General features: G+C 71.0%; 20 protein-coding genes. 8 read left to right on the top strand and 12 right to left on the bottom strand.

From position 1 onward, the window contains the following. Positions 1 to 39: 39 nt before the first annotated feature. Entirely contained in the window at positions 40 to 2,349 is a 2,310-nt protein-coding gene (locus tag AC1DU4_RS04890) for an arylsulfatase (RefSeq protein ID WP_477837941.1), read from the bottom strand. Then, the gene (locus AC1DU4_RS04885) at positions 2,349 to 3,305 is read right to left on the bottom strand and encodes a TauD/TfdA dioxygenase family protein (protein ID WP_477837940.1); all 957 of its coding nucleotides are present in this window, start codon (positions 3,303 to 3,305) and stop codon (positions 2,349 to 2,351) included. The genes AC1DU4_RS04890 and AC1DU4_RS04885 overlap by 1 nt, the downstream gene beginning before the upstream one ends. Before the next feature lie 588 nt (positions 3,306 to 3,893). Between AC1DU4_RS04885 and AC1DU4_RS04880 the strand changes: the two genes are divergently transcribed. Genes AC1DU4_RS04880 through AC1DU4_RS04860 form a run of 5 tightly spaced genes read left to right on the top strand, consistent with a single transcriptional unit; the run spans position 3,894 to position 10,313 of the window. Then, on the top strand, positions 3,894 to 5,087 hold the full coding sequence (locus AC1DU4_RS04880) for an ROK family protein (protein WP_477837954.1): 1,194 nt from the start codon (positions 3,894 to 3,896) through the stop codon (positions 5,085 to 5,087). After that, on the top strand, positions 5,084 to 6,682 hold the full coding sequence (locus AC1DU4_RS04875) for an ABC transporter substrate-binding protein (protein WP_477837939.1): 1,599 nt from the start codon (positions 5,084 to 5,086) through the stop codon (positions 6,680 to 6,682). Before AC1DU4_RS04880 ends, AC1DU4_RS04875 begins: the two co-directional genes overlap by 4 nt. A gap of 25 nt (positions 6,683 to 6,707) precedes the next feature. Beyond that, on the top strand, positions 6,708 to 7,667 hold the full coding sequence (locus AC1DU4_RS04870) for an ABC transporter permease (protein WP_477837938.1): 960 nt from the start codon (positions 6,708 to 6,710) through the stop codon (positions 7,665 to 7,667). Next, a complete protein-coding gene (locus tag AC1DU4_RS04865) occupies positions 7,664 to 8,608 on the top strand; it encodes an ABC transporter permease (RefSeq protein ID WP_477837937.1) in 945 nt (314 codons plus the stop codon). Before AC1DU4_RS04870 ends, AC1DU4_RS04865 begins: the two co-directional genes overlap by 4 nt. Before the next feature lie 28 nt (positions 8,609 to 8,636). Then, a complete protein-coding gene (locus AC1DU4_RS04860; RefSeq protein ID WP_477837936.1) occupies positions 8,637 to 10,313 on the top strand; it encodes a dipeptide ABC transporter ATP-binding protein in 1,677 nt (558 codons plus the stop codon). A gap of 104 nt (positions 10,314 to 10,417) precedes the next feature. Here AC1DU4_RS04860 and AC1DU4_RS04855 read toward each other — a convergent pair whose 3' ends face one another. From AC1DU4_RS04855 to AC1DU4_RS04820, 8 genes are all read right to left on the bottom strand, one after another. Then, a complete protein-coding gene (locus AC1DU4_RS04855; protein ID WP_477837935.1) occupies positions 10,418 to 11,881 on the bottom strand; it encodes an Ig-like domain-containing protein in 1,464 nt (487 codons plus the stop codon). 157 nt (positions 11,882 to 12,038) lie between these two features. Continuing rightward, entirely contained in the window at positions 12,039 to 12,923 is an 885-nt protein-coding gene (locus tag AC1DU4_RS04850) for an Ig-like domain-containing protein (RefSeq protein WP_477837934.1), read from the bottom strand. Between the two features lie 161 nt (positions 12,924 to 13,084). Next, positions 13,085 to 13,687, bottom strand: coding sequence for a hypothetical protein (locus AC1DU4_RS04845; protein WP_477837933.1), 603 nt, complete (start codon positions 13,685 to 13,687; stop codon positions 13,085 to 13,087). A gap of 141 nt (positions 13,688 to 13,828) precedes the next feature. Then, on the bottom strand, positions 13,829 to 14,542 hold the full coding sequence (locus AC1DU4_RS04840; RefSeq protein ID WP_477837932.1) for a hypothetical protein: 714 nt from the start codon (positions 14,540 to 14,542) through the stop codon (positions 13,829 to 13,831). 654 nt (positions 14,543 to 15,196) lie between these two features. Next, the gene (locus AC1DU4_RS04835) at positions 15,197 to 16,153 is read right to left on the bottom strand and encodes a LysR family transcriptional regulator (RefSeq protein ID WP_477837931.1); all 957 of its coding nucleotides are present in this window, start codon (positions 16,151 to 16,153) and stop codon (positions 15,197 to 15,199) included. A gap of 97 nt (positions 16,154 to 16,250) precedes the next feature. Continuing rightward, entirely contained in the window at positions 16,251 to 17,294 is a 1,044-nt protein-coding gene (locus AC1DU4_RS04830) for a tocopherol cyclase family protein (RefSeq protein ID WP_477837930.1), read from the bottom strand. A 102-nt stretch (positions 17,295 to 17,396) separates the two neighbouring features. Next, positions 17,397 to 17,804, bottom strand: coding sequence for a PaaI family thioesterase (locus AC1DU4_RS04825; protein ID WP_477837929.1), 408 nt, complete (start codon positions 17,802 to 17,804; stop codon positions 17,397 to 17,399). Positions 17,805 to 17,864: 60 nt separating this feature from the next. Then, a complete protein-coding gene (locus AC1DU4_RS04820; RefSeq protein WP_477837928.1) occupies positions 17,865 to 18,266 on the bottom strand; it encodes a PaaI family thioesterase in 402 nt (133 codons plus the stop codon). 53 nt (positions 18,267 to 18,319) lie between these two features. Here AC1DU4_RS04820 and AC1DU4_RS04815 point away from each other — a divergent pair, with 53 nt between their 5' ends. The 3 genes from AC1DU4_RS04815 (at position 18,320) to AC1DU4_RS04805 (ending at position 20,526) form a co-directional block, all read left to right on the top strand. Beyond that, a complete protein-coding gene (locus AC1DU4_RS04815; RefSeq protein ID WP_477837927.1) occupies positions 18,320 to 18,961 on the top strand; it encodes a cysteine hydrolase family protein in 642 nt (213 codons plus the stop codon). 226 nt (positions 18,962 to 19,187) lie between these two features. Next, positions 19,188 to 19,562 carry a VOC family protein gene (locus AC1DU4_RS04810; protein WP_477837926.1) on the top strand — a complete coding sequence of 125 codons (375 nt, stop codon included), beginning with the start codon at positions 19,188 to 19,190 and terminating at the stop codon, positions 19,560 to 19,562. Positions 19,563 to 19,698: 136 nt separating this feature from the next. Then, entirely contained in the window at positions 19,699 to 20,526 is an 828-nt protein-coding gene (locus AC1DU4_RS04805; protein ID WP_477837925.1) for an alpha/beta fold hydrolase, read from the top strand. A gap of 84 nt (positions 20,527 to 20,610) precedes the next feature. On the opposite strand, the gene AC1DU4_RS04800 is transcribed toward AC1DU4_RS04805, so the two are convergent. Together AC1DU4_RS04800 and AC1DU4_RS04795 are read right to left on the bottom strand one after the other, a co-directional pair. Further along, positions 20,611 to 21,486 carry an RNA polymerase sigma-70 factor gene (locus tag AC1DU4_RS04800; RefSeq protein WP_477837924.1) on the bottom strand — a complete coding sequence of 292 codons (876 nt, stop codon included), beginning with the start codon at positions 21,484 to 21,486 and terminating at the stop codon, positions 20,611 to 20,613. Further along, positions 21,483 to 22,643, bottom strand: coding sequence for an NAD(P)/FAD-dependent oxidoreductase (locus AC1DU4_RS04795; RefSeq protein ID WP_477837923.1), 1,161 nt, complete (start codon positions 22,641 to 22,643; stop codon positions 21,483 to 21,485). The genes AC1DU4_RS04800 and AC1DU4_RS04795 overlap by 4 nt, the downstream gene beginning before the upstream one ends. Between the last annotated feature and the right edge of the window lie 67 nt (positions 22,644 to 22,710).

The raw sequence follows: 22,710 nt of genomic DNA, 5'->3' as shown, positions 1-22,710 counted from the left end.
CCTGCGAGAAATGGGCCTCGGGCCAGGATTCGTGGCCGCCTACTCGGCGGCGTACTCGGCCTCGAGCTCGATCTGCTCCACGGCGACTCCCGGTACCTGGACGGCACCCGGTGTGTAGGTGACCGCATGCAGCGCGCCGGTGTATCGGAACGGCCCGCGACGCCGGCGCAGATCCCAGGAGACCGGGCCGCGGGAGTCCACCCCCACCGAGATGCCGGTCCATGGGGCCATTCCGACCAGCTGCACCTGGTCGGGCAGTTTCGCGGCGGGCGCGCCGTCGACCCGGAGTTCGAAGTCCCAGCGCAGGCCGGGGCGCACGCTCGCGGAGACCTCGATCCGGCGGGCGCCTGCGGGCAGTGGCCCGGCGTCGACCTGCCGGTAGCGGCCGTAGCCGTTGAAGCCGAACACCAGGTGCCCGTCCTCGACGTAGAGCAGGTAGCCGCCCTGGACGTCGCCGTGTGCCACCAGGACGCCCTCGTCGCCGGCCGTGTGGCCGCCCAACTCGATACCGATCTCGAAGTCGCGGAACGCGATCAGTTTCGAGGACCGGTAGCGCTCCAGGGTGGGTGTCCCCGCGAGGATCCGGACCGGCCGCGACAGCTTCTCCTCTCCGGGCCGGCGGACGGCGAGGGCGTTCCTGGTGGACAGGGGGAAGACGGTGTTCGCCCATGCCGCGTCGTCCCACGCCCGCGCCAGTTCGCGCACCTTCTCCGGGTACCGGTCGGCGACGTCGCGCAGTTCGGTGGGGTCCTCGCGCACGTCGAACAGCTGCCAACGGGGCGCGTCCACGTCGGTCTCGGGGCGGTGCGCAAGCAGCTTCCAGCCGTCCCGGTAGTAGCCGCGGTTGCCGGTCATCTCGGTGTACTGCTCGGTGTGGGCGGACTCCGCGGCCGGGTCGCGGAGTAGCGCGGTCGCGTCCACGCCGTCGAACTCCTTGGCGGGCAGTCCGTTCCGTGTGCCGGGTGGCTGAATTCCGGCCAGCGTGAGCAGGGTGGGTGCGAGGTCGGTGACGTAGGTGAACTGCTCGCGGATCCCGTTGTCCCCCTGCTTCTTTCGGAGACAGGCCGGCCAGGACAGGACGAACGGCACCCGGACGCCGCCGGCGAAGGACTGGCCCTTGTAGAACCGGAACGGGGTGTTGGACGTCTGCCCCCAGCCCCTCGGGTAGTGCACGCCCAGTGCGGCGGTGCCGATCAGGTCCTCCTCGTGCGGCACGTCGCCGACCCAGTCCGGGCCCCCGACGCGGGCGAACTGCGCGAAGTAGCTGCGGGTGCCCTCCGGTCCGCCCTCCGCGGTGCCGCCGTTGTCGGAGGTGAAGACCACGACGGTGTTGTCCAGTTCGCCCAGGTCGGCGACGGTGTCCAGGATCCGGCCGACGCTCTGGTCGACGCTGTCGACCATCGCCGCGTACACCTCCATGTACCGGGCGTACCGGCGCTGTTCCTCCGGTGTCAGCGAATCCCATTCGGGCACGCCGAATCCCGGCTCGCTGTTGCGGGGCGCCTGCTCGGTGCCGGCCGGGAACAGGCCCTGCTCGAGCTGGGAGGCGAACCTGCGTTCGCGCATCACGTCCCAGCCCTGCGCATACTTCCCGCGGTACTTGTCGATGTCCTCGTCCTTGGCCTGCAGGGGGCCGTGCATCGCCACGTGCGCGAAGTACAGGAAGAACGGCTTGTCCTGATCGTGCGCCCTCAGGTCCTTGACGTACCCGACGGCCTTGTCGGTGAGGTCATCTGTGAGGTAGTAGTTTTCGGGGTACTCGTCGACGTCGACCACCGAATTGTCCGAGACCAGCTGGTTCGGGTGGAAGAAGGAGTTCAGGCCCTCCAGGGACCCGTAGTAGCGGTCGAATCCGCGTTGCGTGGGCCAGGAGTCGCGGACGGCACCCGGACGCAGGTTGGCGTCGCGCACCAGGTGCCATTTCCCCACGCCGTAGGTTGCGTAGCCGCCGGCCCGCAGCATCTCCGGCAGCGTGAGCACGTCCTCGGCGAGTTCGAGTCGCAGGCCCGGGAAGCCGGGGTCCGCGTTGGCGACGAAGCCGTAGCCCGCGCGATGCGGATTGATCCCGGTGAGCAGCGCCGCGCGCGACGGCGAGCAGAGCGGGGTGGTGTGGTAGTTCGTGAGCCGCACGCCGGAGGCCGCGAGCCGGTCGAGGTTGGGGGTGTCGATCTCCGAACCGAACGGCCCGATGTCGCTGAACCCCATGTCGTCGACCAGCACCACGACGATGTTCGGCGACCCCGGCTCCGCCGTCGGAGCGGTCGTCCAGGCGGGGGTCGAGTCGTCGGTGGTCCTGCCGATGTGGCCGGCGAAACCTTCGTAGCCCCTGGCGTGCGGCGGCAGAGTCATCAGCCGGCGACCCGGACCGGCTCGTCGATGGGCGAGTAGTGCGAGGCGTCGCCCGCGACGGCGCGGCTGCGCTCGCCGTGGATGCTGACGGGTACGTCGCCGGCCAGGGTGACCCGGCCGAGACGGCGATGCTGACCGTCGTAGTCGTCGACGGCGTAGTGCTGGGTGGCGCGGTTGTCCCAGATGGCGACGTCGCCGTCGGCCCAGTTCCAGCGGGTGGTGTGCTCGAGCTTGGTCACCCGCGCCTGCAGCAGGTTGAGCAGGGCGTGCGACTCGTTGGTGCCCAGACCGACGAAGCCCTTGACGAAGTGGCCCAGCAGCAGGGCGCGTTCCCCGGTCTCGGGGTGCACCCGCACCACGGGGTGCTCGGTCTCGTAGAAGGTGGACTGGAACTCCTTGCGGTACTCCTCGGAGTTGGCGTCGAGTTGGGCCGCGCTGGTGGCCGCGTAGTCGTAGACGTTGGTGTGGGTGGCCCACAGGTTCTCCACCAGCGTCTTGAGCGGATCGGGCAGCGACGCGTAGGCGGCGACCGTCGACGCCCAGGTGGTGGAGCCGCCGTAGCTGGGCAGCACCTCCGCGCGCAGGATCGACGCCTTGGGGATCCGGTCGACGAAGCTGACGTCGGTGTGCCAGCTGTTGGCCCGGCCGTACTCGGAGTCGATGGGCAGGATGCGCTCCCCGCGTGAGGTGACGGTGGGGTGCGCGGTGGTGGGCTCGCCGAGCAGTTGCGCGAACGCGTACTGGCCGGCGTCGTCGAGCTGGTACTGGCCGCGGAAGAAGATCACCTTGTGCTCGAGCAGGGCCTGACGGATCAGGCCTACGGTCGCCGGGTCGAGCTCGGCGCCGAGGGTGACGCCGTCGATGCGGGCGCCGATGTGCGAGCCGAGACGGACCACCGCGGGTGCGGCGTCGGTGACGGTTGCGTCGGCCCGGTCGGTAGCGAAATCGATGGACATGGAAGGCCTTTCGTCGAAGTCGTGCCGAATCTGACGGGACCGAGATTTCCACCGGCGGTCCTGCGGGCCAAGGGTTTCCGTCACCGTGATCGCAAGGCCGCCACGGTATGTCCGATTGGACAAATGCTTGGGAGGTGCTAGTTTTCTGCCCATGTCTTCCGGCCGGCTCACCGCCCTGCGGGTCACCTACGTGACCTCCGCACTGGGCTCCCGCCTGCCCCTGGCGCGCGAACTCTGTTGTTCGCCTCGCGGTCTCTCTAGCTAACTCGCGCTACTTCCTCCCACACGTCGACGTTTCGCCTCGCCATGGCCCTTCTGGCCGTGTCGCCGGGTGACGTCTCGACGTCTCTGCAGGTCAGCGCGCTTCCATCCGCCGTGTAGGTCTGTCCCGCCAGGGACGAAGCGCAAGGAAACCACGTGCTCACCTCTGCTGTGCCGGCCTCGGCCGGCCGGACCAGGTCACCCCTGAGTCCCTCCAACCGTCCCAGTCCCGCGAACCATTCCAGTCCCTCGAGTCATCCCGGTCCCTCGAATCGGCCCCGTGCCTTCGGCGCGCCGAACCGTCCGTCCTCCAGGGGCCACGTCCAGATCGTCCCGCCCGACCTCCGGGTCGTCGACACCCCGGTCGCCGCGGTGCTCCGCGTCGCCTGCGAGCGTGGACCCATCGCCCGAGATGCGGCGGCGAAGGCCACCGGCCTGAGTGTCGCCACGGTGAACCGCCAGGTCACCGCGCTGCTCGGGGATGGACTGCTGCGCGAGCGCGCCGATCTCACCGCGTCCGGCGCGGTGGGCAGGCCCCGGGTCCCGTTCGAGGTCAACCACGAGCCCTACCTCACCGTCGGCATCCACATCGGTGCGGTGGTCACCGGCATTGTCGCCGTCGACCTCCGCGGCAGAGTGCTTGGCGCGGTGGAGATCCCGACTCCGGCGACCGGCCAGGCCGAAGCCCTGGCGCAGATCGCGCGGAGCGCGCGGCAGTTCGCCTCGCGCTGGCACCGCCGGCGGGCGCTGTGGGTCGGCGTCGCACTCGGCGGGCGGGTCGACGCCGCCACCGGTCGCGCGGACCACCCGCGGCTCGGGTGGCGGGAGGCCCCGGTGGGCGAGATCGTCGGGGAGGGACTCGGGCTCCCGGTCTCGGTCGCCGCCCACGTCGAGGCGATGGCGGCCTCGGAACTGCTGCTCGCGTCCCAGCGTCCGGGCGCCGCGGGTACCGCCGGGACCAGCCTGTACTTCTACGCCCGGGAGACCGCCGGCGTCGCGGTCACCATCGACGGGCGAGTGCACACGCCGTCGAGCGGACCCGGCTCGATCGTGCACCTGCCCACCGGCTCCTCGGCGCGTTGCTCATGCGGAGCCCTCGGATGCCTCGAGGCCACCGTCAGTGACCGCGCCGTGGTCGCGGCCGCCGAGGCGGCGGGCATCCTCACCGGAGTCGGGGAGAGGCCCTCCGTCGCCGCCGTCTACCGGGCCGCGCAGGAAGGATCCGTTGTGGCACACGAACTTCTGGTGGAACGGGCGCAGGTGCTCGGCCGGACAGTGGCCGTGCTCCGGGACCTGTTCAACCCCGACCGGGTGATCCTGGGCGGGCAGGCGTTCACCGAGTACCCGGCCGGCATCCCGCACGTCGCGGAGGCGTTCGCCCAGGCCTCGACGCTGGCGCGCAAGGACATCCGGATCACCGGATTCGGCAACCGCGTCCAGGAGCACGCCGCCGCCGTCGTCTCCCTCAGCTCCCTCTACTCCGATCCGCTCACCTCCATTCGAAGGGCAGTCTCCCGATGAGCTCCTCCTCTGTCGCCAGCCTCGACCGCCGGACCTTCTTCCGGGGCGCCGGACTGACCGCCGCCGCGATCCTCGGGACCGGGCTGCTGGGTGCGTGCTCCTCGGCGGTGCAGGCCCAGAAGTCCGGGCCGGACGGGGCGTCGGGCACTCCGGTGCGCGGCGGCACCCTCGCGACCGGCATCACCGCCGACGTCATCCCGGCTACCTTCCTGACCAACACCGCCGGGTCCACCACGGTGATCGGCCTGGCCTACGACAGCCTCGTCCGGTACCCGCACGACAAGGTGGAACCCACACCGCGACTGGCGAAGTCGTGGGTCCTGGCCCCGGACGGACTGGCGCTGACGCTGGACCTGCGCGACGACGTCACCTTCCACAGCGGCCGGCCGTTCACCTCCAAGGACGCGGAGTTCTCGATCCGCACCTACGCGGACCCGAAGTGGACCGCGCAGTTGCGGAGCACGGCGGCGGCCGTCACCGGGTTCGACACCAGCGACCCGCACCGGTTGGTGCTCACCTTCGCGCATCCGCTCGGCAACATCTTCGACCTGCTCGACACGGTCCCCATCCTCGACAGCGAGTCGATCGACAAGCTCACCGCCGGTGAGGCGTTCGTCGGGACCGGGCCGTTCAAGCTGGTCTCCCGGACCCCCAACAGCTCGCTGACCTTCGAGCGCAACGAGCGGTACTGGATCCCCGAGCGGCCGTACCTGGACCGGGTGGAGGTGTCGATCATCCCGGACGCGCAGGCGCTGCTGAGCTCGCTGCGGTCCGGTCAGGTCTCCCTGGTCAACGGGCTGAGCTACCGGGACAACGAGGTACTGGGCAACACCGCCGGCTTCCAGTCGATCGCGCTGGACGGCGCCGAACTGCAGGTGTACGTCGGCACCAACGTCACCCATCCGGCGCTGGCCGACGTGCGGGTGCGCCAGGCGATCGCGTACGCGCTGGATCGGGACCGCATCATCGCCGAGGTGTTCCGGGGCTCCGGCTACCCGGTCAACCTGCCGTGGCCGAAGACCTCGCCCGCCTACGACGAGTCGCGGAACCGGACCTTCGGCCTGGACCCGGCCCGGGCGCGGACGATCCTCGCCGACGCCGGGGTGGCCGTGCCGAGGCTGCCGTTGACGTACCAGGCCGGAAACCCCTTCTACGAGGCGTCCGCGCAGATCGTGCAGGCCAACCTCGCGGACGTCGGGATCGAGGTGCAGCTGGACCCGCAGGAGGGCGCGACCTTCGTGAAGTCGCTGATCGGCGCGCAGTTGCCGGGACTGTGGCTGACGTTCCACTCGTGGGCGCAGTACGTGCCGTCGACGCTGAACGTCAGTGCGTACCCCTTCAATGCGCGGAAGAACTCCTCGCATTTCGAGAGCCCGGCGTACATCGCCGCCGCCGACGCGGCGTGGCAGGTCACCGACGGCACCGGCCCGGAGGCGGTGGCCCGGTACCGGGCGGTCAGCGACCAGCTCCTCGAGAGCCTGTTCCTGATCGAGATCGGCGTGGTGCTGAACGAACTCGGTGCCTCGCAGCAGGTGCGCGGCGTCGACTGGACCAAGCGTTCGGAGATCCTCCACACCGACACCTACCTGGCCTGACGGTGAGAACGAGAGGAGTCCCGCGATGGTGAAGTACCTCGCGCGCCGGCTGCCGTCCGCGGCCGTGGTCCTGTTCCTGGCCTCGCTGCTGATCTTCTTCGTGCTGCGGCTGGTCCCCGGGGACCCGGCGACCAGCCTGGCCGGACCGGATGCGAGCGCGGAATCGATTGCCGCGATCAGGCATTCGCTCGGCCTGGACCGATCGGTGCCGGCGCAGTACCTGAGCTGGATCGCCGGAGTGGCCACCCTGGATCTCGGGCGGTCGTACGTGATCGGCGGCCAGATCTCCGACCTGGTCGCCGACGGGCTGGTCAACACCGTGGTGCTGGCGTCCGCCGCACTGCTGCTCGCGGTGGTGGTGAGCGTGGCGCTCAGCGTGGCCGTGGTGGTCTGGCCGAAGCGGTGGCTGACCGGGCTGGTGGCCGGCGCGAACACGCTCGCGGTCGCGTTGCCGCCGTTCGTCACCGGTGTCCTGCTGGTGCTGGTGTTCTCGGTGCTGCTGCCGGTGCTGCCGTCCGGCGGGGTGCCGCCGGACGGGTTCTGGGCTCGGCCGGACATCTCCGCGCAGTACCTGCTGCTGCCCGCCGTGTGCCTGGCCCTGCCGGTGGCGGCGGCCCTGACCCGGTTCCTCACCGAGTCGCTGCGCACCCAGATGGCGCAGCCGTACGTGCTCACCGCCCGTGCCCTCGGCGTCTCACGGTGGAACCTGGTGAGCCGCAGTGCATTGCGCAATGCGCTGCCTTCGATGCTGACCGCGCTGGGACTGCAGGCCGGGCAGCTGCTCGGCGGCGCGGTGCTGGTGGAGGCGATCTTCGCGTGGCCGGGGATCGGGCAGCTGATCGAGCAGGGCATCAGCCGCCGCGACTACCCGGTGGTGCAGGTGCTGCTGTTGATCTCGGTGTCGGTGTTCGTGATCGTCCAGCTGCTCACCGACGTCGCGCACGCCTACCTCGACCCGCGCATCCGGATCGGGGGAGCGGCATGAGCGCCCCGCGCACGGGAGAGACGGCCACGACGGGGACGGGCACGCGGGCGCCGGGTGTGGCGTCGGTCCTGGAGATCGAGGACCCGGCGATCGCGAGCCGGACGCCGGCGCAGCCKGGCCCGCCGCGGCGTCGGCCGGTGCTGCGGGCGCTGACACACGGTCAGGGCCTGGTCGGGGTGGCGCTGCTGGCGGTCGTGCTGCTCGCCGGCCTGCTGGCGCCGTGGCTGGCGCCCTTCGACCCCACCGCCCAGATCCCGGGGGCGAACCTGTCGGGGCCCGGCGCCGAGCACTGGTTCGGCACCGACCAGGTGAACCGGGACGTGTATTCCCGAGTGCTGCACGGCATCCGGATCAACCTGGAGATCATCGTGATCGCGGTCCCGATCGGGGCGGTGGTCGGGTCGCTGGCCGGCCTGCTGTCGAGCCTGCACCCGGTGGCCGACGTGATCGCCCAGCGGGTGTTCGACGTGGTGCTGGCGTTCCCCGCGCTGATCCTGGCGATCGCGCTGGCGGCCATCGTCGGGCCGGGGGCGTCGACGGTGATCCTGGTGATCGTCGCGGCGGAGATCCCGATGTTCGGTCGGATGGTCCGGGGGCAGGTCCTGGCCATCCGGGAACTGCCGTACGTGGAATCGGCGCAGGTGATCGGTGCCGGTCCGTGGTGGGTGCTGCGCACCCACGTGCTGCCGAACGCGCTCGAGCCACTCGGCGTGCAGGTCGCGCTGTCCATGTCGGTCGCCGTGTTCGTCGAGAGCGCCATGAGTTTCGTGGGCATCGGCGTGCGGCCGCCGGAGCCGTCGCTGGGGTCGATCATCGCCGACGCCGTCCCGAACCTGGATGCCAACCCGGCCTTCGCGATCGGCCCGCTGGCGGTGGTCGCGGCGCTGGTGCTCGGCTTCCTGCTCGTCGCCCAGGCGCTCGGCCGTGCCCGCCGGTCCTGACCGTCCCGACAACCGTGAAGAGGAAGAGATGACCGAACCGATTCTCGAGATCGACACGCTCTCCGTCAGTTTCGGCGCCGGCGAGTCCCGCGCCCAGGACGTCGTGTCCGACCTCGACCTGACCGTGGCCCGCGGCGAGATCGTCGCGCTCGTCGGCGAATCCGGATCCGGCAAGTCGATGACCGCGAAGGCGGTCCTGGGCCTGCTACCCGACGGGGCGCGCGCCCGCGGCTCGATCCGGCTCGGCGGCGAGGAGGTGGTGGGCGCCGACGAGCAGACGCTGGCCCGACTTCGCGGCACCCGGGCCGCCATGGTGTTCCAGGAGCCGCAAACTGCGTTGAACCCGGTGCAGACGGTGGGATGGCAGCTCGCGCAGGCGTTCCGGGCGCACGGCAGGATCGGCCGCGTTGCCGCCAGGGTCCGAGCGGTGGAGTTGCTGCGGCTGGTCGAGATCCCGGAGCCCGAGCGCCGGGTGGACTGGTACCCGCACCAGCTCTCCGGCGGGCAGAAGCAGCGGGTGGTGATCGCGCTCGCGCTCTCGGGCGAGCCGGACCTGCTGATCGCGGACGAGCCGACCACCGCGCTGGACGTGACGGTGCAGGCGGAGATCCTGGACCTGCTGCGGCTGCTGCGCGACCGCGACGGAACCGCGATCCTGCTGATCACCCACAACATGGGGGTGGTGGCCGACGTCGCGGACCGGGTCGCGGTGCTGCGCCGGGGCGTCCTGGTCGAGCAGCGTGGGGTGCTCGAACTGTTCGCCGCGCCGCGGGCCCGGTACACCGCTCAGTTGCTGTCCGCGGTGCCGCGGCTGCCCGAAATCGGCCCGGGCGCGGACAGAGACCCGGCCCGCCCGGATGTCGTTGCCGCCGAACCGGTCCTGTCGGTACGTGGGCTCGACGTGGTGTACCCGGCCCGCCACGGCAACGCGGCGTTTGCCGCGCTGCGCGGGATCACGCTGGGCGTCGCGGCGGGCGAGGTGCTGGGGCTGGTCGGCGAGTCCGGGTCCGGCAAGACGACGCTGGGCCGCACCGCGCTCGGGGTGGTCCGGCCCAGCGCCGGGTCCGTGGTCTTCGACGGGGTCGACCTCGGCACGGTCTCGGGGCGGGAGTTGCGCGGCCTGCGTAAGGGGGTCGCTCTGGTCCACCAGGACCCGGCGGCGTCGCTGGACCCGCGCCGGAGGGTCGGCGATAGCGTGGGCGAACCGCTGCGGGTGCACCGGGCCGCATCAGGGGCGCTGCTCCGGTCCCGGGTGGGGGACCTGCTCGACTCGGTACGACTCCCGCGCTCGTTTGCGGAGCGGCGGCCGGGTGAACTCTCCGGTGGTCAGCGGCAGCGGGTGGCGCTGGCCCGGGCGCTGGCACTGGCGCCGCGCCTGCTGGTCGCGGACGAGCCGACCAGCGCGCTGGACGTCTCGGTGCAGGCGGAGGTGCTGGAACTGTTCGCGGACCTGCGCGAGGAGTACCGCTTCGCGTGCCTGTTCATCAGCCACGACCTGGCGGTGGTGCACCAGGTCGCAGACCGGGTGGCGGTGCTACGGGGCGGGGAGCTAGTCGAGACCGGTTCCACCGCAGCGGTGTTCGGGGACCCGCGCGCCGATTACACGCGCGCGCTGCTCGCCGCGGTACCGATCCCGGACCCCGTCGGGCAACGGCACCGACGCGAACCCGGACCGGTGATCACGGAGCTGTCCGCGGTCGGCTGACGCGCGGCGGCCGCGCCGCGCCGAACGAAAGTGGATTCGAGTGCCGGAGGGGTCTGTCCCCGGCCGCTGTGGCCGGGGACAGACCCCTCACGGTGCGTCGGTTGTCAGGAGCCGAAGAGCGAGCCGAGGCTGCCGCTTCCGCCCAGGCTGCCCGATCCGCCGTCGCCGTCGGCGGGCGCGACGATCACCGATTCCCGGTCGGAGGATGCGTTGACGGTGCCGTTGCCCGAGTACTCGGCGGTGACGGTGATCTGGCCCGCCGCCGCCGGGGTCCACTCGGTGGTGGCGGTGCCGTCGGCTCCGACCTGCGCGGTGCCGACGACGGTGTTGCCGTCCTTGAAGGTGACGGTGCCGCCGGCGTCGGCGGGGTTGACCTTCGCCGTCAGGGCGGTCGCCTTGCCGACGGTGGCGCCGCCGACAGGACTGAGCGTGGTGGTCGAGTCGGTGCTCGAGGCGGGTGCCTCGGCCACGGTCACCTGTCCGGTGGTGGTCGACCCGATGACGCCCTCACGGCCGGAGAAGGTGGCGGTGAGCGTGTGCGCGCCGGCCGTGGCGGGCACCCACTGGTAGGTGACCTTCCCGTCGTTGCCGACCGGCAGCGTCGCCAGTGAGACGGCGCCGTCACGGAGTTCGACGGTGCCACCGGCCGCGGCCGGGTTGACCGTGGCGGTGACGGTGGAGGCGCGGCCGACCTGAGCATCGGTGACCGGTGCCAGTGCGATCGTCGAGGCGCCGTTCTGTTCGGCGACCTGCACGGTGATCACCGCAGACTGGGACGTGGTGGCGAATGCGGTCCCGGCGAACTGCGCGGAGAGGGCGTGACTGCCTCGGATGGTGGGGGTCCAGGCGAGGGTCGCGGTCCCGCCGGCGTCAAGGGTGGCCTGGCCGATCGGGGTTGCGGCGTCGAGGAATTCGACGGTGTCGCCCGGCGCGCCGCCGGTGACGGTGGCGGTCAGGGTGCTCGGCACGCCGACGCGGGCGCCGGTGACGTCGGCCAGGGTGGTGGTGGTGCCGGTCTTGGCCATGTTGATCGACGGACCCTTGGTGCCGTAGCCGCCGCTGCCGAGCGATCCGCCGTAGTCCATGCCGGTGGCCAGGGCGGTGTCACGGGCGCAGTTCTGGCCGACCTTGTAGCTGACGCTGAACTCGGGTGAAGCGTGGAATCCCGGGCGATTCTGGACCACCCAGGAGGTGACGCCCCAGGAGGCGCGGACGTAGCCGGTCCCGTTGCCCTCGTCGGCCTTGACCTCGTCGGTGTTGGTCGGGGAGCCGCCCATCTTGGCCGAGCCCGGGACGTAGGTCAGGCAGGAGGGGTGGCGGTCCTTGACGTTGTAGATGAACTCGTCGACCCAGCTGGTCCGGTCGAACTTCGTCGTCACGGTGATCGTGTCGCCGACCGCGGGGGCGGTGTTGCTGACGGTCCGGGTGAACCGGGAGCTGCCGTCGTCCCAGGTGATCGAGCCGGGGGCGGCGCCGGCAATGCCGGCGCCCAGGAATGCGAGTGCTCCGACCGCGAGTGTGGTGGCCGCGGTGGCGGCGACGCCGCGTGTGGTTGCTCGTTGTGTCATCGGTGTCTCCCTTGTGAACGGTGCGGCCGTGGGTGTCGCCGCAGAGGTTGCGTGTGACCGGGGTCGGCGCCGCGCGGGCGCGGCGCCGGGAGGTTCGATCGCGGGGGCCTGTCCCCGGCCGCATCGGCCGGGACAGGCCCTCGTCGTGGGGTGGCTACTAGCTGGAGCCGAAGAGGGAGCCGAGGCTGCCGGCGCCCTCGTTGCCGCCGCCACCGGCGCCTTCAGGTGCGACGGTGATCGACGCCTGGTTGGACGATGCGGTGACGGTGGCGGTGCCGGAGTAGTCGGCGATGATGGTCCGAGTGCCCACGGTGGCCGGGGACCACTGGGCGGTGGCGGTGCCGTCGGCGCCGACGGGGGCCGTGCCTACGACATCGGCCCCGTCCTTGAAGGTGACGGTGCCGCCCGCGTTGGCGGGGGTGACGTTCGCCGTCAGGGTGGTGGTCTTGCCGATGGCGGCACCGGTGATCGGGGCCAGGGTCGTGGTGGAGGTGGTCTTGGCGACCGTGACGGCGGGGCCCTGGGTGTAGTAGCCGCCGAAGCCGAGTGATCCGTTGTAGTCCATGCCGGTGGCGAGGGCCGCACCCTGGGCGCAGTCGGCGCCGACCTTGTAGCTGATGCTCAGGACGGGATTGAACGCGGCCTGGTTCTTGACGATCCAGTCGTTGGGGCCGAAGTCGGCGCTGACGAGAGGGTCGCGGCTCGGGTCCGAGCCGTCGTCGACCTGCGGGAAGAGCACGGTGGCGTTCATCTTGGCCGAGCCGGGGACGTAGGTCAGGCAGGCCGGATGCCGGTCCTTGATGTTGTAGAGGTGTTCCTCGGTGCCGTTGGTCCGCTCGAATTTCGTGGTGATCGTGATGGTTTCGCCCACCGCGGGAGTGGAGTTGCTGACGGTGCGGGTGAAGTGGGAGTAGTAGTCGTCCCAGGTGATCGTGGCGGGGGCGGCGCCGGCAACGCCGGTGCCGAGGAGGGCGAGTGCTCCGACCGCGAGTGCGGTGGCCGCGCCCGCTGCGACGCCGCGGGTGGTTGCTCGTCGTGTCATGGTGTTCCTTCGGTCGCTGCAAGTGCGACCGTCGACATCGCGGTCGCAGCTTCGGGTTGGTGGTCGTGCCGCGGCGGTCGCGGCGGTCAGACGTCGAGCACTGGAAGGGCCTGCCCCCGGCCGGTTACCCGGGGAACCGGCCCTTCACCGTGCGGTGACTACTAGCTGGAGCCGAAGAGGGAGCCGATGCTGCCGCCGGCGCCGGCGCCACCACCGAGGTAGCTGACCGTGACGGCAGGGCCCTGGGTGTAGTAGCCGCCGAAGCCGAGTGATCCGTTGTAGTCCATGCCGGTGGCGAGGGCGGCGCCACGGGTGCAGTCGGCGCCGACCTTGTAGCTGACGCTGAAGATCGGGGAGAAGCCGGGCTGGTTCTTGACGATCCAGTCGTTGGGACCGAAGTCGACGCTGACGAGCGGATCGCGGCCGTTGATCGAGCCGTCGTCGACCTGCGGGTTGAGCGGGGTGTTGTTCATCTTGGCCGAGCCGGGGACGTAGGTCAGGCAGGCCGGGTGCCGGTCCTTGATGTTGAGGAGGTGTTCCTCGGTGCCGTTGGTTCGTTCGAACTTCGTGGTGATCGTGATGACCTCGTCCGCCGCCGGGGTGGAGTTGCTGACGGTGCGGGTGAAGTGGGAGTAGTAGTCGTCCCAGGTGATCGAGGCGGTGGCGGCGCCGGCGGTGCCGGTGCTGAGGAGGGCGAGTGCTCCGGCCGCGAGTGCGGTGGCCGCGGTGGCGGCGACGCCACGTGTGGTTGCTCGTTTTGCCATGGTGGTCYTTCAGTCGCGGAAAGTGCGACCGTCGGCATCGAGGTCGCAGCTCTGGGTTGGTGGCCGTGTGCTCGGCGTCGCGGCGGCCGCGACGCCGAGCCCACGGGTCCGGCCGCCGGTGTCGGCGGCCGGGCGCTGGGTCTAGCTGCCGTTCTGGAGGACTCGGGTGATGGTGTCGCCGAGGACGTCGCTGACCGAGCCGGTGGAGCTCATCTGGCCCTCGGCAGAGCCGAGCCCGTTGTCGTCGAGGCTGCCGAGGGCGGCCTCGCCCGGGTTCTGGCCCCGCACGGTGAAGCACGCGGTGAGATTCGGGCGGTAGGCCCCGACGCCGACGGTGCCGCTGATGTCGATGCCGCCGCTGGTGATGGTCACGCCGGGCGCGGCGCCGTCCGGGACCTTGTAGGTGAACTCGGCGGTCACACTGTTGCCGGAGTTGACGAACCAGCCGGTGCCGCTCACGCGCCAGGCGCCGTCGCCGTTCGGTACGGCCTGGACTTCCTCGGTGACCTGTCCCTGACCGAAGTGGTAGGCGGTGACCTTCGTGGACACGGGGGCGCCGAAGCCGGCGGGGGCGTAGTCGCGGAAGGTGTTTACGTACGGGTTACCGATGCCGGTGGTACCGACCACGATCTTGTAGGTGACGTTGGTCCCGGCGGCGGCCTCGGCCACCGTGACGCTCTTGTCGTAGGTGTGGGTCACCCACACGGTGCTGGCGTCGTTCTTGGTGGTGTGGCTGGACTGTTCGCAGGGGGCGGCGTTCGCGACGCCGGCTCCGACACCGGCCACGAGCAGGGCTGCGGGGAGAGCGGACACCGCCGCGAGAGCGGCGATGCGGCGGACTGTGTTCGAAGACATGTGTTCCTAACTGTTCGCTGTTGCGGTCACGCCGGAGTGCCGACCGCGTACTCGCCGCGTGACAGGGTCGGATCCCCTGTCAGCGTTCGAACCTGTCACCCGACGCCTGTGGCGCGGCGACAAACCACGACCGAACAGAGCCGGGCGGATGCACGCCGTCTGTGCACCAGCCCGGACCAATCAGCTGGGGGCTGCAGAGATTTCGCCGCCGAGGACGGCCCCCGATGGTGCCGGGGATCGAGACGACGGCGGACAGCGCGGCCGTATTTCTCCTGGCATCTGTTTTGGGAGAAATGGCTCGCGGGGAGGAGTGATTCCGTTGTGTGGGTCAGTCCTATCACGCACACTCCGCTTCTCGGACGCGAAATTGGAAATCCCGGCGCCCTGCCGGACGGACGCCGTCAGTGCCGCAGCGTATTTGACGAAAATGGCATTCGGGTGGCATTCGCCCGGAATTCACCCGACGTTCGAACCGGATCGGATGCATGGGGCATATGGCCAGGTGGTCGCAGGTTTCCGTAATTCGAATTCGGGCTGAGCGTGCCCCGGTGGGCCGCGCCCAGGTCAGGTTTCATTTCCGGACCCAGGAAGCCTAGGCGCGGGCGAATCGGAACAGAAACACTTTGTTCCGGACCGATTGACAAGCTTCCGTTGTCACTGGGGGATTCGGGTGGRCACCGCGCGGTCGTCGAGGTCCGGTTCCTGCAGTGTCGCAACCAGGTCGGGTCGCGAATCGCGCACGTGCCGGGCGATGTCGAGGAACGAGCGGACCAACGCGGAGTCGTTGGTGCGCTGCCACGCCACCGCGACCTCGTTCGGTGCGTCGTGGGAGATCGGCACCAGTTTCACTCCCGGATAGGGGATCCAGCGGGCACACGCGGCCGTCACCACGATGCCGACGCCGGCCGCCACCTTCTGGTACTCCTCGAGCACCGTGGTCGACCGGGATGCCACCCGTGCCGGCACTCCGTCGCGATGGGCGTCGAGTTCCCAGTACGCATTCCACGTCGGGTCGGTGCACGCCGCCCCGAGTATCGGCTCGTCGATCAGCTCGGCCACGCCGACCGAGACCCGGTCGGCGAGCGGATGGTCCGCGCGGAGCATCACCACTCGGGGCTCGGTGAACAGCGGCTCGAACTCGACGCCGTCCGTCGTGAGTGGTCGCCGGACGAACGCCACGTCCACCGATCGGTCGGTCAGTCCGGCCGACGGATCGTCGTAGTTGAACTGGCGCATCTCCACCGTCACGCCGGGGTGACGATCGCTGAAGGCCGACAGGATCGGCTCGGTCAGCATCAGGGCCGCGCCCTCGAGGAATCCCAGCACCAGCCGCTCGCGTTCGCTGCGCTGCATCGACCGGACGCGCTCGGTCGCGTCGTCGAAGGCCGTCAGCAACGCGCTGGCATCCTCGAGGAAGGCGGCTCCGGCCGCGGTCAGGGCCACGCTGCGCGTGGTCCGGGTCAGCAGCACCACACCGAGGGCCTGCTCCAGCTGCTTGATCTGCGCGCTCAGCGCCTGCTGCGCGATGTGTAGCCGCTGGGCGGCTCGGGTGAAGCTCAATTCCTCGGCCACCGCAACGAAGTAGCGAAGCTGACGTGTCTGGCGCTCCATGGCGCGAGTGTATGCAGATTCAACGGTCGTGGGGCGGGGGTTTCGTGGTTCGGTGAGCCGCGGTTCACTGGGCTGTTGTGCGCTGCCGAGAAACAGGTCACCGCGGCCGGGGCGGCAGGGGAGCGGCGTCGGTCGCGTCCGGCGCCCCGCCCCGCCGGTCGGTCTCGGCCCTCGCCAGGCCGAGGCCGCCGTGCTCGAGCGCGGCGAGCGTGGACTGTCCCGACCAGACCTCCCGGCCGCGTCGGCGCACCGTGACGCGCATCCGGGCGCCCAGGTGCTCGATCGCGCCCGCGATGTTGCGACGCTCGGTGGGCAGCGGCACCGGCAGCACGTGCGCGTCGCCGACGGGGCCGTGGCCCTCGATGTCCACGCTCCAGTTCGGACTGCGCCCTCGCAGGATCCAGTGCTCGTCGGTGACGGCGGCGCGGACCGGCGAGAGTGCCGGGTGGACGAGCCGCAGCAGCCGGCCGTCCGGCAGGCGCACCACCACGGCGGTGACCTCGGTGCGCAGCGGTCCGGCGGTCACCTGCCCGCCCGCGAACGCCACGCAGGCCTCGGGTTCGGCGAAACCCTGCGCCTGGCCCCACCACCACGATTCCGGGAATCCGCCTCGGCCCCAGTTCTTCTCGGCGTACACCTGGGCTCCGTCGAGGTCCCACTCCTCGCCGTCCAGCACGGCGTGGCCCTCGGCCCGGCCGCCGAGCAACCAGGGGTGCCAGTACTGGTTGAGACCCGGAACCGACTGGAAGACACCGGAACCACCGAACCCTCGGCGCGGCCAGGCCGTCGGATTCGTTATCCGCACGTCGAGTCGGGCGTCGGGCCCGAGGTCCACCCGCAGGCCGCCGCGCTCGCCGTGGAACTTCTCGCCCGCATGCGCGCCGAGACGGTGCGGATCGGCCCACCCGGTGGGGTGGGCGGCGGTGCGCAGGAAGCGGTTCGGATGGCCGGCCAGCCCGAGGGTGGCCCACCCGCCGTCGGCCGCGCGGTTGACCCCGCACAGGGCGATCACCACCCGGCCGGACTCGGGGAGAGTGAACCGCCAGAAGTAGCCCTCCATGGCGACGCCGTGTGCGGGGAGGAGGTCTCCGAAGGGCAGGTCGGCGCCGGTGGCGCGGTATCGGTCGAGCAGACGCGACATCGCCCCACGGTAGCCCGCGGCGCGGCGATCGGCAGGGCATCGAGCGCGAACCGACCCCCGCCGGTCAGTTCCCCGATGTCACATCGGGTATCCCCGAGGCACTCACTGTGACATCGGGGAACCGGCGAGGACGGCCTGCGACTGGGTGACCTGGGCGACCAGTCGGTCCTCGTCGTCACGGACCTCGATGACGATCGCGACCGTGCTGCGGCCCACGTGCAGCGGGCGGGCGGTGGCGGTGACGGCGCCCTTGCGGACGCCGCGGGTGAAGACGGTGTTCGAACTGGTCGTGGAGGTGGCGGCGCCCGCCGGGAGGTTGAGGAAGGCGCAGACGGCGCCGACGGTGTCCGCGAGGGTCATCAGCGCGCCGCCGTGCATGCCGGGCCCCGCGGTGGTCCGGTGCTCGCTCCAGTCGAGCGTGCCGACCGTCTCGGCGGGCGTGGCCGCGGTCAGCGTGACGCCGGTGTGCAGCGCGAAGGGCATGGTGGCGAGCAGTTCGTCGGGTGTCATGGTCGCAGGCTACGTCGGATGTCGATGTGGCACAGCCTGTTACACGCGACGTAAGGGAATCTACGGCCCCAGTTCGCCGAGGACGGCGTGCGACTGGGTCACCTGCGAGACCAGCCGGCCTTCCTCGTCCATGATGTCGATCGACACCAGCACGGTCTTGCGGCCGACGTGCAGCGGTCGCGCGGTGCCGGTCACGACGCCGCGGCGCACCTGGCGTGCGAACACGGCGTTGGACGCCGTCGTCACCCGGGACGCCCCCGACGGAATGTTGAGGTATGCGGAGACGGCGCCGACCGTGTCGGCGAGGGTGGTGAGGGCGCCGCCGTGCATGATTCGATCCGTCGTGGTGACGTCCTCGCTCCAGGCGAGTCGGCCGACCACCTCGGCGGCGTTCGCCGACACCAGTTCGACTCCGGATTTCGCCGCAAACGGCATGGTCGCCAAGATCTCTTGCAGGTCCATGATTCGATGCTAGACCGGCGCGGATTGCAACCCCGGGTAATACGCTCGATGCCGTGAGTCGCCTGACGCGAGACCTCGACCGCTGGACAGCCCCGCATCTTGACCGGTCGGCGTTGCTGGTGATCGACACCCAGCGTGACTTCGTCGACGGCGGGGCGAGTCCGATCGGCGGGACCACCGCGGTCGTGCCCGCGATCGCCCGGCTGGTGACGGCCTACCGCGCCGCGTCGCGCCCGATCGTCCACGTGGTGCGGCTGTACGCGGGCGGGGACGTGGACCTGGTCCGGCGCACCGCGCTGGCGGTGGGTGCGGGATTCGCCCGACCAGGCACGGCGGGGTCACAGGTGGTGCCGGAGTTGACGGTGCCGGACCTGGATCCCGCACTGCTCCTCGCCGGCGGTCTGCAGATGGTTTCGCCGACCGAGTCCGTCCTGTTCAAGCCGCGGTGGAGCGCCTTCCACCGGACCCGCCTCGAGGAGCATCTCGCCGGGCTCGGCGTCGACACGGTGGTGGTCGCCGGCTGCAACTACCCGAACTGTCCGCGCGCGACGATCTTCGGGGCGAGCGAGCGCGACCTGCGGGTGCTGATCGCCGCCGACGCTGTCTCCGGCGTCGACGACCGGCACCTCGAGGAGGCCGGGCGGATCGGCGCGGTGCACGCCGACGTGGACGAGATCGTCGCGGTGCTCGGCTGAGTTCCACGCTGCCGAACGTGCCCGAATCACCTTGCCCGCCACCTCTTCACACTGAGGCCGCGCCGGGCTATCGTTCACTCGTGATGACCGGTCAGGCTTCGAGCCGTACACAGACGGGCGAACCGGTCGATCCCTGACGGCGCAATCGGCGCAGCAGCGCCGATCCCGGGCACCTCCGAAGCGCGTGGAATTCCCTCCGTCCACTGCTCACTACTTTGGAGACCCCATGCCTGCACGCTTCAACCACACGATCATCGCGGCCAGGAACGCTTCCGAATCGGCCGCCTACTACAAGCACCTGCTCGAGGCCGCGGACGCGCCCTCCTGGGGAGTGTTCACGAATCTGACCATCGCCGACGGCGTGCTGCTTCAGTTCGCCGAACCGCCGATCGACTTCCCGCCGCAGCACTACGCGTTCCTCGTGACCGACCGGCATTTCGCCGAGGCGCGAGAGTGGCTGGTGGACGCTGATCGGGACTACTGGGCGGACCCCCAGCGCACCAGGGCCAACGAGATCAGCGACGAGGACGGCGGCCAGCGGCTCTACACGCTCGACCCCGCCGGCCATTTCCTGGAGTTGCTGACCAAGCCCTACCTGTGACGTCTTGACGAGGGACGACGCCGCGTCTCCAGACGCCGCATCGACGGGCCGAGCCCGGTGTCCGATTTGCGACGAATCTGCCCCATGCGCGTGCCGCGTGCCGGGTCTGCCCGCCGACACTCGTAGTGTGCAACGCATGAGCATCCGAGAGGCAGCCGGCATCGACGGCACGTCCATCGTCTACCGCGTCACCGGATCCGAGGACGCCCGCCCGCTCGTGCTGCTGCACGGCTGGGCGCAGTCCCTGGACTGCTGGGGCGACAGGGTCCTCGACGCCCTCGCCCAGCGTTACCGGGTGATCGCCGTCGACCTGCGCGGTCACGGCTACTCGGGCGCGCCCGAGACAGGCTACGACGACTCGAAGGTCTGGGCAGGCGACGTCGCCGCCGTGCTCGCCGCCGAGTCGGTGGACTCCGGCGCGGTCCTGCTCGGCTGGTCGTACGGCGGGCTGGTGATCTGCGACTACCTCGCCGAGTGCGGTGTCGACGCGGTGGCGGGGCTGGTCCTGGTCGGCGCGATCACCAGCATCGGTCCCGGTCAGAAGGGCGGACGCGTCGGGTCGGCGATGCGCGAGGCCATCCCCGCGGCGATGTCGGAGGAGGCGGGCGAGGCCATCCGCGCGCTCGGCAGCTTCGGCACCGCGCTGACCGGCCAGGCCGACGGCAAGGGCGCGCAGTCGCAGGCCCTGTTCGGCGCGAGCCTGTCCACCCGGCCGCGGGTGCGGGCCGCCCTGTTCGACCGCGCGGTCGGTCACGACGAACTGCTGGCCGGGCTGGACCTGCCGGTACTGGTCCTGCACGGCACCTCGGACACGGTGGTCGACGTGTCCGCGGCGCGCCACGCCGTCGACCTGCTGCCCCGTGCCACCGCGTCGTTCTGGGAGGGCTGCAACCACGGCCCCTTCGTCGAGGACCCGGAGCGGTTCGTCTCCGAGGTCGGCGCGTTCGTCGACGCGTTGGGCTGATCCGCACCCCGGGCGCACGCGTCGCACCCGCAATTGCCGGTGCGACGCGTACAACCCGGGTGCGGATGTTCGCCCGGGCGGTCCTCAGCGGGTCAGGGGCCGTGCCTGCGCCACGGTCGCCAGCTTGTCGGGGTTGCGCACCAGGTAGATCCCGGAGACCAGGGCGTCGGTGACCTCGAACATGGCCACGGTGTCCAGGTGCTCGCCCGAGTAGAGCAGGACCGACGGCAGGGCGTTGAACACCCCCACCTCGAACCTGAGGTCGGCGGGGGCGCTGCGGGCGAGACCGGCCATGAACCGGGCCACCCGCTCGCGGCCCACCACGGGCCTGCGCGCCGCGCTGATCTTCCCGCCGCCGTCCGAGATCTCGACGACGTCGGGCGCCATCAGGTCCATCAGGGCCTGGATGTCGCCGGTGACCGCGGCGCTGAGGAACTGCCCGGCCACCTCCTGCGCCGCCGCGGAACTCGGCTCGAACCGCTTGCGCCTGGACTGGACATGGGACCGGGCGCGATGCGAGGTCTGCCGCACCGCCGCCTCCGATCTGCCGACCGCCTCGGCCACCTCGCGATGGCTGAACCCGAACACCTCCCGCAGCACGAACACCGCGCGTTCGTCGGGGCTGAGCGTCTCGAGGACCAGCAGCATCGCCATTGACACCGATTCGGCGAGGAGCGTGTCCTCGGACGCGTCGGGTTCCGTGCGGATCGGTTCCGGCAGCCAGCTCCCCACGTAGTCCTCGCGCCTGCGCTGGGCCGACCGCAGCTGGTTCAGCGCCTGCCGGGTGACGATCTGCGCGAGATAGGCGCGCGGGTTGTCGATGCCGGCCCGATCCACCTCCGACCATCGGATGTAGCTGTCCTGCAACACATCCTCGGCGTCGGCCGCGCTGCCGAGGATCTCGTAGGCGACGGTGAACAGCAGCGGGCGGTACTCGTTGAACTCCTCGGCGGTATTCATGCTGACACCTTCTGCTCCTCCCGGGCCGGCTGCGGCCCCCGCTGCCAACCGTACGAGCCGGCCTTGTCGCGCACCCACCTGACGGTGTACCGGCAGATCTGCTCCTTGACGAACGCGCCGGTCCGTCCGCGCAGTGCGAGGCCGCGCGGGCTGTCGTCCTTGCGGACGAACTGCACGACCCCGGCCCCTCGGCCGAGGCTGACGCACTGCAGCAGGAAGCCCATCGAAAGCGGTTCGGGGCGGTTTCCGTCGAGTCGTGCAAGCACGGTGTCGGCGCCGTGCGCGCCCATCGGCAGCGCGGCCTGGCAGCTCATCCGGATGTGCCCGGCCACCCGATCGGGCGGCGCGACGGCGTCGCCGACCCCGACGATCTCCGGGCGGCCGAGACACGCCAGCACTTCGTCGGTGCGCAGGCGTCCGCTCGCGTCGACCGGCAACCCGCTTCGCCGGGCCAGGTCCGGGACCGAGAAGGCACCCGCCCACACCGTGGCGCCGGCGGCCAGTTCGGTCGCGTCGTCGAGGACGACGCGACCGGCCTCGACCCGTTGCACCCGTGTGCCCTCGCGCACCTGCACCCCGAGTCGGTGGAGGGCGCGCGCCACCGCGCGGCGACCGCCCGGCGCTAGACCCTCCGCCACGGGGCCCGCGGAAACCAGGTGCACCCGCAGGTCCGTGCGCTGCTCGGCGATCTCCGCGGCCGTCTCGATGCCGGTCAGCCCGCCGCCGACGATCACCACCGTCGAACCCGGTTCCAGCTCACGCAGCCGCACCCGCAGCCGCTCGGCGTCCTCGAGGTCGCCGACCGCGTACGCGTGCTCGGCGCCGGTCTCGCCGCGGTCGGTTCGGCTGCCCACCGCGTAGACGAGGTAGTCGAAGTCGAGAGTGCCGCCGTCGGCGAGGGCCAGCCCCCGGTCGCCGATCCGGTCGACCGTCCCGACACGCAGCCGGACGCCGGCGTGCAGCACCTCGGCGAGCGGGACGGTGGCGCCGCCGCTGCCGGTGGCGTGCTGGTGCAGACGGACCCGCTCGACGAAGTCCGGCCGCGGGTTCACGACCGTGACCTCCACGTCGGTGCGCCCGGCCGCCTGGATCCGGTTGGCCGCCATCACCCCCGCGTAGCCGGCCCCCACAACCACCACGCGCGATGTCCTGTTCATGTCGATTCCTCTCGTCTCGGGTGGATCTCACTCCTGGGACACCGGCCGCACGGCGTTTGTGACAGCG

The sequence above is a fragment of the Rhodococcus sp. P4_F5 genome (assembly GCF_056401315.1).
Note: the sequence above shows the minus strand (reverse complement) of the source record. Positions and strands in the feature narration are given on the sequence as shown.

What these genes read in the sequence shown, in the direction of transcription:
- AC1DU4_RS04890 (WP_477837941.1), bottom strand. Translation starts at nt 2,349, where the DNA reads ATGACTCTGCCGCCGCACGCCAGGGGCTACGAAGGTTTCGCCGGCCAC.
- AC1DU4_RS04885 (WP_477837940.1), bottom strand. Translation starts at nt 3,305, where the DNA reads ATGTCCATCGATTTCGCTACCGACCGGGCCGACGCAACCGTCACCGAC.
- AC1DU4_RS04875 (WP_477837939.1), top strand. Translation starts at nt 5,084, where the DNA reads ATGAGCTCCTCCTCTGTCGCCAGCCTCGACCGCCGGACCTTCTTCCGG.
- AC1DU4_RS04870 (WP_477837938.1), top strand. Translation starts at nt 6,708, where the DNA reads ATGGTGAAGTACCTCGCGCGCCGGCTGCCGTCCGCGGCCGTGGTCCTG.
- AC1DU4_RS04860 (WP_477837936.1), top strand. Translation starts at nt 8,637, where the DNA reads ATGACCGAACCGATTCTCGAGATCGACACGCTCTCCGTCAGTTTCGGC.
- AC1DU4_RS04855 (WP_477837935.1), bottom strand. Translation starts at nt 11,881, where the DNA reads ATGACACAACGAGCAACCACACGCGGCGTCGCCGCCACCGCGGCCACC.
- AC1DU4_RS04850 (WP_477837934.1), bottom strand. Translation starts at nt 12,923, where the DNA reads ATGACACGACGAGCAACCACCCGCGGCGTCGCAGCGGGCGCGGCCACC.
- AC1DU4_RS04845 (WP_477837933.1), bottom strand. Translation starts at nt 13,687, where the DNA reads ATGGCAAAACGAGCAACCACACGTGGCGTCGCCGCCACCGCGGCCACC.
- AC1DU4_RS04840 (WP_477837932.1), bottom strand. Translation starts at nt 14,542, where the DNA reads ATGTCTTCGAACACAGTCCGCCGCATCGCCGCTCTCGCGGCGGTGTCC.
- AC1DU4_RS04830 (WP_477837930.1), bottom strand. Translation starts at nt 17,294, where the DNA reads ATGTCGCGTCTGCTCGACCGATACCGCGCCACCGGCGCCGACCTGCCC.
- AC1DU4_RS04825 (WP_477837929.1), bottom strand. Translation starts at nt 17,804, where the DNA reads ATGACACCCGACGAACTGCTCGCCACCATGCCCTTCGCGCTGCACACC.
- AC1DU4_RS04820 (WP_477837928.1), bottom strand. Translation starts at nt 18,266, where the DNA reads ATGGACCTGCAAGAGATCTTGGCGACCATGCCGTTTGCGGCGAAATCC.
- AC1DU4_RS04810 (WP_477837926.1), top strand. Translation starts at nt 19,188, where the DNA reads ATGCCTGCACGCTTCAACCACACGATCATCGCGGCCAGGAACGCTTCC.
- AC1DU4_RS04805 (WP_477837925.1), top strand. Translation starts at nt 19,699, where the DNA reads ATGAGCATCCGAGAGGCAGCCGGCATCGACGGCACGTCCATCGTCTAC.
- AC1DU4_RS04800 (WP_477837924.1), bottom strand. Translation starts at nt 21,486, where the DNA reads ATGAATACCGCCGAGGAGTTCAACGAGTACCGCCCGCTGCTGTTCACC.
- AC1DU4_RS04795 (WP_477837923.1), bottom strand. Translation starts at nt 22,643, where the DNA reads ATGAACAGGACATCGCGCGTGGTGGTTGTGGGGGCCGGCTACGCGGGG.